Genomic DNA, 13,847 nt, shown 5'->3' with positions numbered 1-13,847 from the left:
AGATGAAGAGCAAACCAAGAGCCAATATATTCATAACGTCCTTAAACATGAAATACGACATGTACTACACCCGAAGACGTTTTATTGTTATAATACTGTTTTTTCATACAGTCTATATTTATGATTATATACATCGCAGAAAAACCTAGCTTGGGCCGCGCGATTGCCCAAGGGTTTGCAGGGAGGCAACAAAAACGTGACGGCTATATAGAGCTAGAAAACGGCGATTGTGTCACCTGGTGTATTGGTCATTTACTAGAGCAAGCTGAACCGGATAAATACGACCCAGCTTATGCTAAGTGGACGTTGCAGCACTTACCCATAGTGCCTGACAATTGGTTACTGGTACCCAAAAAAGGCACCAGCAAACAGCTTACTGTGGTCAAACGTTTATTGAAAACGGCCAGTCAGGTAATTAACGCGGGGGATCCCGACCGCGAAGGACAACTTTTAGTCGACGAGGTGATCACCTACTGCAAAGTTAAGCGCTCGGTTATCGTTAACGCAGGGCGGTTACTGATTAACGATTTAAATGTGAATGCAGTCAAAAAATCCCTAAACAATATTCGCTCAAATCGCGAATTCACCGGCTTGTCTATTTCTGCCTTAGCCCGCTCACGCGCAGACTGGTTATACGGATTAAACTTGACTCGAGCTTACACCTTACTCGGTCAACGCGGCGGATATTCTGGGGTGTTATCGGTCGGTCGCGTGCAAACACCGGTGCTGGGATTGGTCGTCAGGCGTGATGCAGAACTTGCGCAATTTCAATCAAAACCCTTTTACGAAGTATTTGCCACACTCGTTACTCAGGCAGGTCATCCACAAGGTCGCCAACAGTTTCAAGCCAAGTGGCAACCGAGTGCAGCATGCGAGCCCTATCAGGATGAAGAAGGACGGGTCATTGTCAAAAAGTTAGCCGAAACTGTGGTCAACAAAACCCGTGGGCAATCCGGCATAGTCCAAGCAAATACGCAAAAAAACAAGCAAAGTCCGCCGCCACTGCCCTACAACTTATCGGCGCTGCAAATTGAAGCATCAAAACGCTTTAACTTATCGCCAAAGGCGGTACTAGACGTTTGCCAATCCCTGTATGAGCGACATCAACTAATTACCTATCCTCGCTCAGATTCTCGCTATTTACCGACGGAGCATTTTAAAGAAGTCCCTTCGGTATTAGCCGCTATTAAAGCCAACTCTCCTGAGCACAAAAATGCGGTAGACAACGCCAAGCACACACTGAAATCCAAAGCATGGAACGACAGCAAGGTCGAAGCTCACCATGCCATTATCCCTAGCAGTCGAAATAAAGTGCTATCGAGCTTAAGCACGGATGAAGCAAAAATTTATCAGCTCATCGCAACCCAATACATCATGCAATTTTACGAGCCTCATAAATATCAAGAGCAGATTCTAGTGGTGATCATCGCCGGTGGTGAGTTTGTGGCGAAAACAAAGGCCACGGTAGCACTAGGTTGGTTAGCATTGACCAAGCAAGCCGACGACAAAACAACACATCCACTACCTGCGTTAAGCAAAGGTCAAGCAGTAGATTGCCTCGATTCCCAGCTCATCGAAAAACAAACCACCCCACCCAAACACTTTACTGAAGCCACATTATTAGCGGCCATGACAGGTATCGCCCGTTACGTGCAAAACAACGACATCAAAAAAATTCTCAAAGATACTGATGGCTTAGGCACCGAAGCGACGAGGGCCTCCATTATTGATTTGTTATTCAAGCGTCAGTTTATGCAGAAAAATGGCAAGGAAATACACGCCACACTCACTGGTAAAGCACTGATAAATGCCCTGCCCAGCGAAGCAACCCAACCCGACATGACTGCTATTTGGGAGTCAAATTTAGACAAAATAGCCCAGCGCCAAATGCGCTATCAAGACTTTATGCTGCCCCTAACCCAGTCCATTGGCAATATGATTAGCAGCAGCCAGCAAATCGACACCAGTCTATTTGCTGGGCTTGCGTCAACCAAACCTGCCTATAAGAAGAAATGGCGCAAAAATAAAAAAACGGGGTAATTCCCCCTCAATAAAAACAACCGCTGAGTCACCCCAAGCGGTTGTTTTACATTTTAGCTATGCTCATTGAGTAACAATTAGCTAGCGAAGAAGAGAAATTAACCGCTATTTGCGGCGACGTATTACCATGCCAAATATCCCTAGCGCTAACAATGCTAACGCGCCCGGCGCAGGTACGTTGTTAACAGGGGTATTAGCGTTTAAAGGCGTAACATCGCTAACGAATACATTAGGAGAGTTATTAACTTCTAATACTGCATATAATGATGAGCGGGGCCCATCGCCATAAAATTTGAAACCGCTCCAACTCTGACCATACGCCAGTGCACCATCGTAGTAGCTGTACCAATTCAACGTATTTTCACCGTCTTTAAAAAAGTCATCAATATCACCGTACAAATCTTGGGCAGTATTGGCTTCATCTTCAAAGCCATACAAGTTTTCTGTTTGCCAATTAGATGCATCAATGGTCAAAGCAAAGTAGCTGATGTATTGATTTCCAACCCAAGTATCAAGTTCATCGTCAATCCACGCGATGGTGTCTATATTTGTCACTCCAAATCCTACCAATACGCTGTCCGCTAGGTTGTTGGTAACTGTATATGTTCCAACGCCCTTTCCAGCTAACCGTGGATCAATATCGACACCACCACCTCCTCCAATTATTGTAGAGAGAACAAGTTCACCACCAGTTCCCCCTGTATCGGGCAAATCTGGAAGCGCTTCACTGTTACTTTGTTCAGCGCTAGCCTCAAAACTTTCGGTAAAATAAATATCACCTAGGTTATCTACATCACGGATGACCGCTGCATTGCCGTGCAAACTTGCAGCGGTAAGACATAGTACGGAAAATATTTTTTTAAAAGAGATCAATTTCATTACTGCTTCCATTTGAATTATCGTTTTGTTAGTTAAAATGAATAAAGCCTGATTGTTTACCTAAAAAGCAACCACAACATACAGATGGGATCGCTTGGTTATTCGCAAATAACATGCGAGATAATTTACCTAATAACGACCGTTACTTGCGTCGACGAAGCACTGCGCCAAAGATGCCTAGTGCTAACAAAGCTAAGGTGCCTGGTGCAGGTACATTTGTTGCGTCAGGTGTGGTGGTTACATTAGCCGGCGTGATGCCATTGGCGAAGGTGGTTGATGCCCCGTCATCGACAGACAGTATCGCGTAGAGTGAAGAAGCCGGCTGGTCGCCATGAAATACGAAACCACCCCAAGTGTTGCCTCCCCAAAGCGCGCCGTCATTACTAGCGTACCAATTCAAGGTGTTTTCACCGTTTGTAAAGAAGCTATCGATATCGCCGTAAAGATCTTGCGCGGTATATTCTTGTGGGCTGTAGTAACCTCCACCATCGTTACCGCTATCAACGGTGCTCTGTTCAAAATAAAGCACTTGTGAAGACCAGTTTTCAGCATTGATGGTATAGGAGTTATAATAGAAATAATTATCATCGACGTGCCCCCCGCCGCTCTCTTCAATGTATGTATCCCAAGTTTCCACGGTCTCAATCGCTGCCGTCGTGTCAGTGTTGGTGACACCGAAGCCTAATAGCTCACTTCCTTGTAACTCGTTAGTGACGGTGTAGCGCCCTAAGCCATTTGCGTAACTTTCGGTAAAACTGATTGCATTGAGGTTTTGCGTTGGCTCATCGCCGATTAATGTAGCGCTAGCCTGGGCGCTGGATAAGGCAAAACCGAAAATTAAGAATATTTTATTTAAAGATATCAATTTCATTACTACTTCCATTTGATTTTTAAGAACTTTTTAATGCATCTAAGTCTTTAGAGGCGCGACGATTAAGCAATAAGTCAGCCAACTATTAAACCCTTTATTTTCATACGGTTACAAAATCACACTGTTAACACTGTAAAGAAGTCCGACAAGTTAAATAAATGATTTTTATAGATATTTATTATCTTCTGCTATTTTTCACCGTGAATGAAATTAATGGAATAATAAATTCAAAAACGGCATTCTCCATAACGAAGGTAAAAGGTGCTCGCGAATATGACGACTTTGATTATTGAACGTCATTTTTCACTCACCGTGGTTACGCTGTCTTTCGTCCCAACTTTCGCGGCTCATCAGGCTACGGTAAGCAATTTGCCGATAGCCAGATGCAAGGCTGGCGCTTAACAATGCAAGACGACATCACCGTTGCAACCAAATGGCTGATAGAGAAGAATATTGCCGACCCGAATAGAATATGTATCGTGGCCGCAGTTTACGGTGGCTATGCCGCCGCCATGGCCACCGTTAAAAGCCCTGATTTATTCCAGTGTGCGATTAGTTTTGCTGGTGTGATGGACTTAGAGCGGTTAGTCAATAAAAGCCGCCACTTCTTGAATAAGAAACTCGTTAGATAACAAATTGGTGATGATGAGGACGACCTAGAACCCCGTTCTCCTTATTACCACGCAGAAAAACTGAATATTCCGCTCCTATTACTACATGGAGAAGACGATCGCGTGGTAGAAGTAGGACAAAGTCGCGAGATGTGCGATGAACTCGAAAACTTAAATAAGGATGTAAAGTATGTTGAATTAAAAAATGGCGACCATTACCTGTCGATCCAGCGCAATCGTCATCGAGTGTTTGCTGAAATGGATATTTTTTTGAAAACCCATTTAAGCAGTAATGCCCCCATTCAGACATCGGATACAAGTGAATGATTTCTAGCCAAATAGACTCAATGAGCATGCAGCCAATAGATGTTGCGCGCTCGGTAAGCACTATTCGCCCCGGTACTTAGCTCTTAAGCGATGTTTGCCCCCATAGGCACAGCAAAATTAACGTTATTCCAAACCATCCCACTGGTGAGATAACTTCACCTACGACCAGAACAGCTAAAATTGCCGCCACCACTGGCTCTAATAATGTTAAAAGGGAGGCGCTACTCGCCTTGATATGACGCAGGCCATATCCAAAAGCGAAGTAACCCAACGCCATAGGGATCACCGCCATATAAAAAACCACGATTGTATTAGTGGACGATGCAAATAAATTATCACCGGAAAACAGCAAAGAAGGTAAAAGTACCATTGCCCCAAGTCCAAATATGCTACCCATAGCGGCTTGCGACTGCACTCCCTTATCTATCATTGTTTTCGCCCCCCAGGCATAAATCGCGTAAGTCAGTCCAGCAAGTAAACCTAAGGCGATCCCCATCATTTTATCGGTATTATTCTCTCCAGTTGATCATTCACTAAAGGCCAATAATGCGATACCAACTAACCCCAGAGCAAAACTGACAAACCACCGCTTAGTAATATTGACTTCTTTGCTAATAAGGCACTCAAGCACAGCGGCGAAAAACGGCGCGCTCGCGATAGACACCACTGTACCCACAGCCACACCAGCGAGTCCCATAGCAGTATAAAAAGCCAAAGGATAAATCGCTAACGCCAGAGCACTAAATAACCACAATCGTTTTAACAATAAAATCTTAAGATAATGATGCCGCACCTGCCTATATGCAGAGACAGCCAAAATTAAACCTCCTCCTCCCATCGCAAAAGCGCCCATAGCAGCAGGACTAACATTCGGGGCAAATGTAGCAGCCGTGCCGGTTGTCCCCCACAACAGTGACGAAAACAAAATAGCCCCGACCCCAAATTGATACTCAGTATTAGCACTGCGAATAATAGCCATGTAACGTTCCTTAGTATTTAGCCATTGCTGTTAATGAGATGATAAGCACCTTACTCACAGAGTACTTTGCTAAACGGACGCATTTGTTGCTTAAAAGGACGTTTCTTTAGGCCTTAGAAAAAGCTCTTGGCGACAAACCAAAGTAACTGGAAAAACGTCGACTGAAAGCAGAAAGGTCACTGTAGCCGACGTTCTGGGCAACCAACTGAACTGGCAGGTCCGTGTGGGCGAGCAAGGCTTTTGATTTTTCCATGCGCAATTGGGTAATGTATAGATGAGGCGTTGTATCAAAACTCATTTTAAAGCGCTTTTTAAACTGAGTTGGGCTTAAGCAGGCAATGCCAGCCAATGTATTAACACTGAGTTCATCACCAATATGATCGGTTATCCATCGTTGCACGCTGCGCATTCTTTCATCCGGTACTAAAGCATGCTGTTGCTGTTCTAACAGCATGCTAAATACATCGAGCACTGAGCTTTCGATCCCACTGTCAACCTGATGCTCCAGTTGTTTTTCCACGAACATTAAAAAGCTTAACAAAGGGGGCGAGATAGAAAATACCGCTAATGTATTATCCAATAAGTGAGCGGGGAGCATATCCATATCCGCGACGATAAAACGCGCCGCTTCATCAGCCTTAAAACCGTGCTCGGTGCCAGTCGGGATCACCACACACTCCCCTAACGTCACTTTGCCCATATAGTGATCCATTTCGATGGCAATATACCCCTGAATAGGCAAGACCAATTGATGATGGTTGTTATGGGTATGACGTTGAAGCTGCTTAGAGTAAACACGAATACTGAGGCTGTTTTTCATTTACGAGGCAAGTTGCTAACGTTAACACCCAGTATAGCGTTGATAACTTTGCTTTTGAAAGCCCATTGCTGCGCGCGACACTGCACTTTCATTACCCATAGTGCGCTAAGCCTAGCGCTGGTTAAAAAATGTTAATCAAATATATGTTTTCAATACAACACCGATGGTAACCACAGGGTCAATTGTGGGATAAATGTCACTAACAGCAGCACTATGACTAATGGGATCAAAAACGGTAGCGTGGCTTTGGCACAGCTTTCAAAAGGCACGTTTGTCACCCGAGATAAAACGTATAACACCATGCCTACCGGTGGAGTTAACAAGCCTATCATTAAATTCAGTACCATCATTACGCCAAAGTGTACCGGATCAACCCCTAGACTAATCGCTACGGGTAATAACACTGGGGTGAGAATAGTAATCGCGGCGATAGTTTCCATGAAGCAGCCAACGATGAATAGGATGAGGGTTATCAGTAACAAAATAGCCACTTTACTGTCTGTAAAACCCAGCATCCATTGGGTGAAGCTTTCGGTTATGTGCTGGGTGGTTAACACCCAAGAAAAAATCGCTGCACCGCCTATTATCAACATGATAATACTGGTGGTTTCTATGGTTTCAATACTCAGAGCAAGCAGTTTTCTAATGGTTAATGTTCGGTATACCAGCGCCCCTAAAAATAGGGCGTATGCGCTGGCTGCTATGGCCGCTTCAGTGGCAGTAAACAAACCAAGCAATATGCCGCCAATGATCAACACAGGCGTCATCAGTGATAAAAATGCGCGTCTAAGCGTCGATGTACAACGCAGTACAGAAAAACCGGCATCTTTGGGATAATTGCGTTTTTTAGCATACCAAGCCACCATTATCATCAACGCAAGTGCCATGATTAAGCCAGGTATTATCCCTGCAGCGAATAACTGACCGATTGACGCAGACGACATAACAGCATAAATAATCAGCGGCAAACTGGGTGGAATGATCGGTCCTATGGTAGATGACGCAGCGGTTATCCCCACCGCAAAGCCAGCATCGTAGCCTTTGTCACGCATGGCTTTAACTTCAATTGCGCCTAACCCACCCGCATCAGCCACCGCCGCGCCAGACATGCCAGCGAATAATATCGACGCCCCCACATTTACATGCCCTAACCCACCGCGTAGCCAGCCCACCAGAGCATTAGCAAAATCAAAAATGCGCTGAGTAATCCCCGCAGAATTCATTAACGCCCCTGCTAGCACGAAGAAGGGAATGGACAACAACGGAAAACTATTCATACCGCCGACCATACTGTGTAACACCACTAGGTTCGGCATGTTGCCATCAAGCGCAATGGCCAAGAGGGAAGAAAGGATTAATGCAAATGCCACCGGTGTGCCCAGCGCAATAAGCAATATTAGGGATAAAAACAAGACAAGCACGATCATAACTGACCCACTGCCGGTTTGAATGTATTGCACACTAAACGCCAATTCGCTACTACCACCAGCCAGCTTCGCGCCCCCATGAGCAACAAACAAACACACATCAAAACATATACCCAACTGATTGAAATGGATAAAGAAGCCAGTGTGTAGACTTGTAACGAAAGCGCAATTTGAACCCCGTAAAATGTCAACAGCAACACAACAGTTAGATTAAGCATGGCGATGAATAACTTAGTCATACTCAAGGTTTTAATGGGCAAATAACGATGTAACAAGGTAACGCCGATATGGGCATCGTTACGACTGGCAATGCTTGCTCCTGAAAACGCCAGCAAAATCAGCAAATAACGAGCAATTTCTTCGGACCAACCTAAAGAAGCACTTAATACATAGCGGCTAAAAAATTGTGCAAACAACAACATCGCCAATCCCCAAAATATGAGCAAGCTTATGATATCTTCGCTTTTAAGTGGCTGCTTGCTAAGCATAGTATCGCAAGGCGTGGCATCGGAAAGGGACATAATTTACTCTTCTGCTTGATTTAATTGTAAGAGACGGTCGTAGTTTTCTTGACCTATGGTGGCAATAAACGGTTTATGCAATTGCAGTGTCGCTTGGCGAAACGGGCTTTTATCTACATGGTGTACCTTAACGCCATGCGGCCCAAACCAAGCGATTAATGCCTGCTCGTGAGCACGGGTTTCTTGGGATACATTAAGGGCCGCTTCTTGTAGTACCTCTTCGAAAATGAACCGGTCGTCTGGACTTAGCATCTTCCAGCGACGCTGGCTGATAATAGTGACATTCGAGCCAACCATGTGCCCTGTTAGGCTTATGTGCTTTTGCACCTCATAAAGTTTCTTGGCTTTTATTGTCGGTAGAGGGTTTTCTTGTGCATCCACAACCCCTTGTTGCAGAGCCATGTACACTTCTGAAAATGCGATAGGGGTTGGGTTGGCATTGACCGCCTGAGGAAACAACTTGAAAATCGCCGCATTGGGCACCCGTATTTTCAGCCCTTTCATATCTGTTAGGGTTAAAACGGGAACGTTAGCACTCACATGGCGCTCACCATAATAGTTGTTCGCCACGATATGGTTGCCCTGAGTTTTTTCACTATACCCCTGCGCTAATTCTGCAAATAATTCGCTGTTGTTAAACTTCAGCCAATGATCATACCCAGCATAAATATACGGCATATCTGTAATGCCGAAAGGCGGATAAAGCTGGGCAATGAAACTGGTCCCCGTGTAGATAATATCCACACTGCCCAAGCGCAAGCTCTCATTTAAAGCCGCTTCTTTACCCAAAATTGACACTGGAAACACATCAATGTCATAACGCCCGTCGGTGCGCTGCTTTATCTGCTCGCTGGCCCACATCGCCCATTTGTGCAGAGGCTCGCTAGTTTCATAAACATGCCCCCAATACAACTTCTCGGGTTTGGCGTGTAAAGCGGATGGCAGTAACAACAAAAAACACAACACGTAACGCAACAACATTATTTGGGCCGACAAGAAAAACGATAATTATTATTAGTTAATTGTTAACAATTGTAAAGGCAATGTTATTTCCTTCTCGCAGTTGACGTGAATCTCTAACCAATAAAGTAAATGCAATGAAGCAGAAAAATCTACGTTAACTGTTACTCGCTACTTACTTTGACGTTGAGCAATAATTAGAAATTTGTTAGCCAATGGAAACAATCAATTGAATCTGGCTATGAGGAGTATGTGGATAAATAAAGAGGCGGGTGTTTCCAGCCTCTTTATTACCGCTAAAGATACGTGGGCTATTTTATCTGCTTAGCGTTGCCAATAACGCAACGCACCCAGTGTTTTTACAAAGGATTTGGCGCTAATGTCATTTAGATCGATCCAGCCTTTGTCCTCTTTATCAGCAAGCCCCGCCGCTTCGAACAATGGCATAGCCGATGGCGTATAGCCGATGAACTTCATGTGGGCATGGGCATCGGTAACAAAGTCTTTCGCTTCAGGGACTTTCGCCAATGATTTGGCTCCCTCCTCGGTGACAAGCACGAGCACTGCATCATATAACACCGAAGGCCCCCCGTTAATTACTTGTTGGGCACTGATACGCTTACCTTCACTGCATGTCACACCGCCAACCTGTGGCGCTATCACCTCATGATTCGCGCCTAGCGCTTTCAATGCATCTGTTACCTTATTAAAGATTGCGGCGTCCACGCCATCAGAGACTAATATACCCAACTTGCGCCCTTTGAAGGTATGGGTACCGTTTTTCAAAATACTCAATGCGTCCGACACCGGCAGATCATCCCGAGTCTTCATTGCTGCTTCTGCCGCCTGAGGCATATTCTCCAAGCCCAGACCATCGGCAACCTTTTTCGCTAGGGTTTCATCAATGTTTAACAGATGTGAAACCATTCGCTCACGTATAGCCAAATGCTCAACTTTTGATAACTCAAATACCAGCGCATTTTGTATATGCCCTTGCTCTATATCTGTTTGGCTAATATAGAACTGGCGCGCTTGGCTGTAATGGTCCGCAAAGGTTTCAGAACGATAGCGCAATTTATCACCGCTCACTTGCTCAGATGAACTCTGGTAACCGTGAGCCGGGCATGCCCGTGGATTGTGCTCTCCTCCTTCCCATGAATTAGGCTCATAGTTAACCCGCCCTTTGGGGTTTTGCATGGCCATATGTCCGTCTTGTTGGAAATGACGCATTGGGCATTTAGGTGCATTAACTGGGATATGGGTGAAATTTGGCCCACCGAGGCGCTTAATTTGCGTATCTAGATAAGAAAAGTTCCGCCCCTGCAACAGAGGATCAGGCGTAAAGTCCAAACCAGGTACAATATTTTGCGTGCAAAAAGCGACTTGTTCCGTTTCAGCAAAAAAGTTGTCTACAACCCTATCCAACACCATTCGACCAACTATTTTTACCGGTACCTGTTCTTCAGGGATAAGTTTGGTCGCATCAAAAACATCAAACTCAAAATCATCTGCAAATTTTTGGTCAAAGACTTGTACACCTAATTCCCATTCTGGATAGTCCCCTTCTCCAATCGCCTGCCACATGTCCCGACGGTGAAAATCAGGATCGGCTCCGTTTAATTTCACTGCCTCGTTCCACACGACAGATTGCATTCCGCCTTTGGGCTTCCAATGAAATTTAACAAATTTTTCGTTCCCTTTAGCACTAATGAATTTAAAAGTATGCACGCCAAAGCCTTCCATAAAGCGCAAAGAACGTGGGATAGCTCGGTCAGACATAGCCCACATAACCATGTGCATCGATTCTGGTGTCAAACTAATGAAATCCCAAAAATTGTCATGAGCTGTTTGTGCTTGAGGGAAACCACGGTCGGGTTCGGCCTTGGCGGAATGAACCAAATCCGGGAACTTCATAGCATCTTGAATAAAGAACACAGGAATGTTGTTACCCACTAAATCCCAGTTGCCTTCTTGCGTGTAAAACTTCACCGCAAAACCGCGCACATCTCTCGCTAAATCCGGTGAACCTTTATTTCCCGCGACAGTGGAGAAGCGAGCAAAAACTGGCGTTTTCTCTCCCTTACGCTGAAAAATATCGGCGCACGTTAACTCATTTAATGCTTCGTATGTCTCAAAATAACCATGTGCTCCATAACCTCGAGCGTGAACTACGCGCTCAGGAATTCGTTCGTGGTCAAAATGGAACAATTTCTCTCTAAGTACATGATCTTCCATTAACGTGGGGCCACTGGCTCCTGCTTTTAAGGAATTTTGATCATCGCTCACAGGGCACCCTTGAGCAATGGTCATAATGGGGTGAGTATCCGAGGCAGGTTGGTGTAGTTCACCACCCTTGCCTTTATTTCCGGTATATTTAAATGATTCAGTCATGACTAGTCCTTCATTGCATCGAGAAAAGTAGGATGGATTACTAGCGCGCAGAATAAACGCGGTAGAGAAACTGACCAGTGCAATAAAAAGGCCACTCGCCAAACCGCATATTCATAAGGGCTAACTCACCACATAGAGGAAATCACGGCTTATTGCTCGTCCAACAATTTCAAGCATATGTGTAACTTTTTCAGCCACAATAAGCGTAATTAAAAAGCGGAAGTGTAAGATTAATTTTCCATTGATTATCTTCAAAGCCGAACCCTGTAAGCTAACGTCGTTTACCTATATTGAGTCAGGAGTTAATTATGTCTTTGTCAAAAGTTGCGTTAGTCACGGGTGGGTCAAAAGGGATAGGTGCGGCAATAGCGCGCAGATTATCGGCCGATGGTTTTTCTGTGGCAATTAATTACGCCAAAAATGCCGAACCAGCACAGGCTCTGGTAGCTGAACTGCAGAAAGCTGATCGCCGTGCCTTTGCCGTTCAGTGCAATGTTGCTAATACCGACGACGTTATCGATATGTTCGATATCGTTGAAAAAGAATTAGGCCCAATCAAGGTGTTAATAAATAACGCAGGCATAATGATCAATGCACCTGTGGCGCAGAGCGAAGAAGCTGATTTTGATGAGCAAATCGCAGTCAACTTAAAAGGTACGTTCAATACGCTTAAACAAGCGGCTAACCGCATGCCAAATGGCGGGCGCATTGTGAATATTTCCACCAGTGTTGTCGGCTTGAAATTAGAGAACTATGGTATTTACGCGGCCACAAAATCAGCTGTTGAAACTCTCAGTGCTATTCTAAGTAAAGAATTACGCGGCAAAGAAATTACCGTGAATACAGTCGCACCGGGCCCCACAGCCACAGACTTGTTTTTAAATGGAAAATCACAAGAAATGATTGATCGCCTAGCGAAAATGAGTCCACTAGAGCGATTAGCCACGCCTGATGATATTGCTCGTGCGGTAGCCTTCTTAGTTGGCCCAGACGGCGCGTGGATAAACGGTCAAGTTCTGCGGGCGAATGGCGGCATAATCTAAGCTTACCCTTCACTTTAAAGGCTATAAGCAACTAAGTATTTAGCGATAGCCTTAATATTGTCCCAAAAAAACTGTATTTACTTGCTCCATGCGTTTACGCCTGCATTGCTTTATAGCCTCTCCTGACAGCTTGACAGAAATAAACAAAGGCACTGACAAAACTTTACCTAAACGTGGAGTTCTTCAGCATTATTGCTTTGCGCTATTCGATTTAGTCAGCTCGTTTGCTACTGTCGTTTTAGATATATTTCTACTGGCGTATTTTTGCCAGAATGGCTTTTACCTGAGGGCAATAAATGCTGCTAAACCACCGTTATAAGTTTTTATACATACACATCGCCAAAACAGGTGGAACAAGCATTCGTTCGGTTTTGAATAAATTACGCTGGCACGATCCCATGTATTATCTTATGTTCCCCTGCCACAAACTAAGTAATATGAGCGGACACATTACTGGGACGAAGTTTCCACGTCACTCGGGTGTTATCGCCGCTAAAGAAATGCTACCCGATGCCTTTTTTCGTCAGTTATACAAGTTTGCCTTTGTACGTAACCCCTGGGATTTACAGGTGTCCTCATACCATCATATTCAACGTGAAAAGCCACATTTACTCAACGGGATCAATAACTTCAACGACTTTATCAAATATAAGTTTACCCTGAGCAGGCCGTATATTTTCCATTTTGATATTGCGACAAAATTACAGAGCGACCATCTAGTCGATTTAGATGGCAACATTATTGTGGATTACATTGGCCGTTATGAAACCTTAGCCGACGATTTTACTGCTATTAGCCAGCACTGTGGGATGAAACATTTTTCCCTTCCCCATAAACGTAAAGCAGACGACCGTCAAAAAGATTATCGTCGCTATTATAACCAAGATTCTATAGAAACTGTTGCACAGCATTATCAACGCGATATCGAATTGCTCAACTATCAATTCGAATAATGCACAGCTTAGGTAACTAATTACT

Annotated in this window: 10 protein-coding genes and 2 pseudogenes; 4 read left to right on the top strand and 8 right to left on the bottom strand. The window is 44.5% G+C overall.

The window, feature by feature from the left end; translation table 11 throughout:
* Window positions 1-120 precede the first annotated feature (120 nt).
* Window positions 121-2,040 (top strand): DNA topoisomerase III, encoded by a 1,920-nt coding sequence (locus tag GPLA_RS11845; protein ID WP_007105160.1) that lies wholly within the window; start codon window positions 121-123, stop codon window positions 2,038-2,040.
* A 105-nt stretch (window positions 2,041-2,145) separates the two neighbouring features.
* Here GPLA_RS11845 and GPLA_RS11840 read toward each other — a convergent pair whose 3' ends face one another.
* On the bottom strand, window positions 2,146-2,919 hold the full coding sequence (locus GPLA_RS11840) for a PEP-CTERM sorting domain-containing protein (protein WP_007105159.1): 774 nt from the start codon (window positions 2,917-2,919) through the stop codon (window positions 2,146-2,148).
* A 142-nt stretch (window positions 2,920-3,061) separates the two neighbouring features.
* Window positions 3,062-3,790: a PEP-CTERM sorting domain-containing protein gene (locus GPLA_RS11835; protein ID WP_007105158.1), complete on the bottom strand. Its 729-nt coding sequence runs from the start codon at window positions 3,788-3,790 to the stop codon at window positions 3,062-3,064.
* 308 nt (window positions 3,791-4,098) lie between these two features.
* On the opposite strand from GPLA_RS11835, the pseudogene GPLA_RS23225 reads away from it, so the two are divergent.
* Window positions 4,099-4,728 (top strand): annotated as a pseudogene (locus GPLA_RS23225) (alpha/beta hydrolase family protein); the annotation flags it as partial.
* 76 nt (window positions 4,729-4,804) lie between these two features.
* On the opposite strand, the pseudogene GPLA_RS11825 reads toward GPLA_RS23225, so the two are convergent.
* The 6 genes and pseudogenes from GPLA_RS11825 to GPLA_RS11800 all read right to left on the bottom strand — a co-directional run bounded on the left by GPLA_RS11825 (window position 4,805) and on the right by GPLA_RS11800 (window position 11,826).
* Window positions 4,805-5,707: pseudogene (locus GPLA_RS11825) on the bottom strand (DMT family transporter).
* A gap of 106 nt (window positions 5,708-5,813) precedes the next feature.
* Complete coding sequence (locus tag GPLA_RS11820; RefSeq protein WP_007105157.1) at window positions 5,814-6,527, bottom strand: helix-turn-helix domain-containing protein; 714 nt, start codon at window positions 6,525-6,527, stop codon at window positions 5,814-5,816.
* Between the two features lie 149 nt (window positions 6,528-6,676).
* The gene (locus GPLA_RS11815) at window positions 6,677-7,954 is read right to left on the bottom strand and encodes a TRAP transporter large permease (protein ID WP_007105156.1); all 1,278 of its coding nucleotides are present in this window, start codon (window positions 7,952-7,954) and stop codon (window positions 6,677-6,679) included.
* Window positions 7,951-8,475: a TRAP transporter small permease gene (locus GPLA_RS11810; RefSeq protein ID WP_007105155.1), complete on the bottom strand. Its 525-nt coding sequence runs from the start codon at window positions 8,473-8,475 to the stop codon at window positions 7,951-7,953. The genes GPLA_RS11815 and GPLA_RS11810 overlap by 4 nt, the downstream gene beginning before the upstream one ends.
* A gap of 3 nt (window positions 8,476-8,478) precedes the next feature.
* Complete coding sequence (locus tag GPLA_RS11805; RefSeq protein ID WP_007105154.1) at window positions 8,479-9,456, bottom strand: sialic acid TRAP transporter substrate-binding protein SiaP; 978 nt, start codon at window positions 9,454-9,456, stop codon at window positions 8,479-8,481.
* A 303-nt stretch (window positions 9,457-9,759) separates the two neighbouring features.
* Window positions 9,760-11,826, bottom strand: coding sequence for a catalase (locus tag GPLA_RS11800; protein ID WP_007105152.1), 2,067 nt, complete (start codon window positions 11,824-11,826; stop codon window positions 9,760-9,762).
* A 308-nt stretch (window positions 11,827-12,134) separates the two neighbouring features.
* On the opposite strand from GPLA_RS11800, the gene GPLA_RS11795 reads away from it, so the two are divergent.
* The gene (locus GPLA_RS11795) at window positions 12,135-12,869 is read left to right on the top strand and encodes an SDR family oxidoreductase (RefSeq protein WP_007105150.1); all 735 of its coding nucleotides are present in this window, start codon (window positions 12,135-12,137) and stop codon (window positions 12,867-12,869) included.
* Between the two features lie 296 nt (window positions 12,870-13,165).
* Window positions 13,166-13,822 (top strand): sulfotransferase family 2 domain-containing protein, encoded by a 657-nt coding sequence (locus tag GPLA_RS11790; protein WP_007105148.1) that lies wholly within the window; start codon window positions 13,166-13,168, stop codon window positions 13,820-13,822.
* Window positions 13,823-13,847: the final 25 nt, after the last annotated feature.

It is taken from the genome of Paraglaciecola polaris LMG 21857 (assembly GCF_000315055.1).
GTDB classification, from domain to species: Bacteria; Pseudomonadota; Gammaproteobacteria; order Enterobacterales; family Alteromonadaceae; genus Paraglaciecola; species Paraglaciecola polaris.
This window is presented reverse-complemented; position numbering and strand designations above follow the sequence as displayed.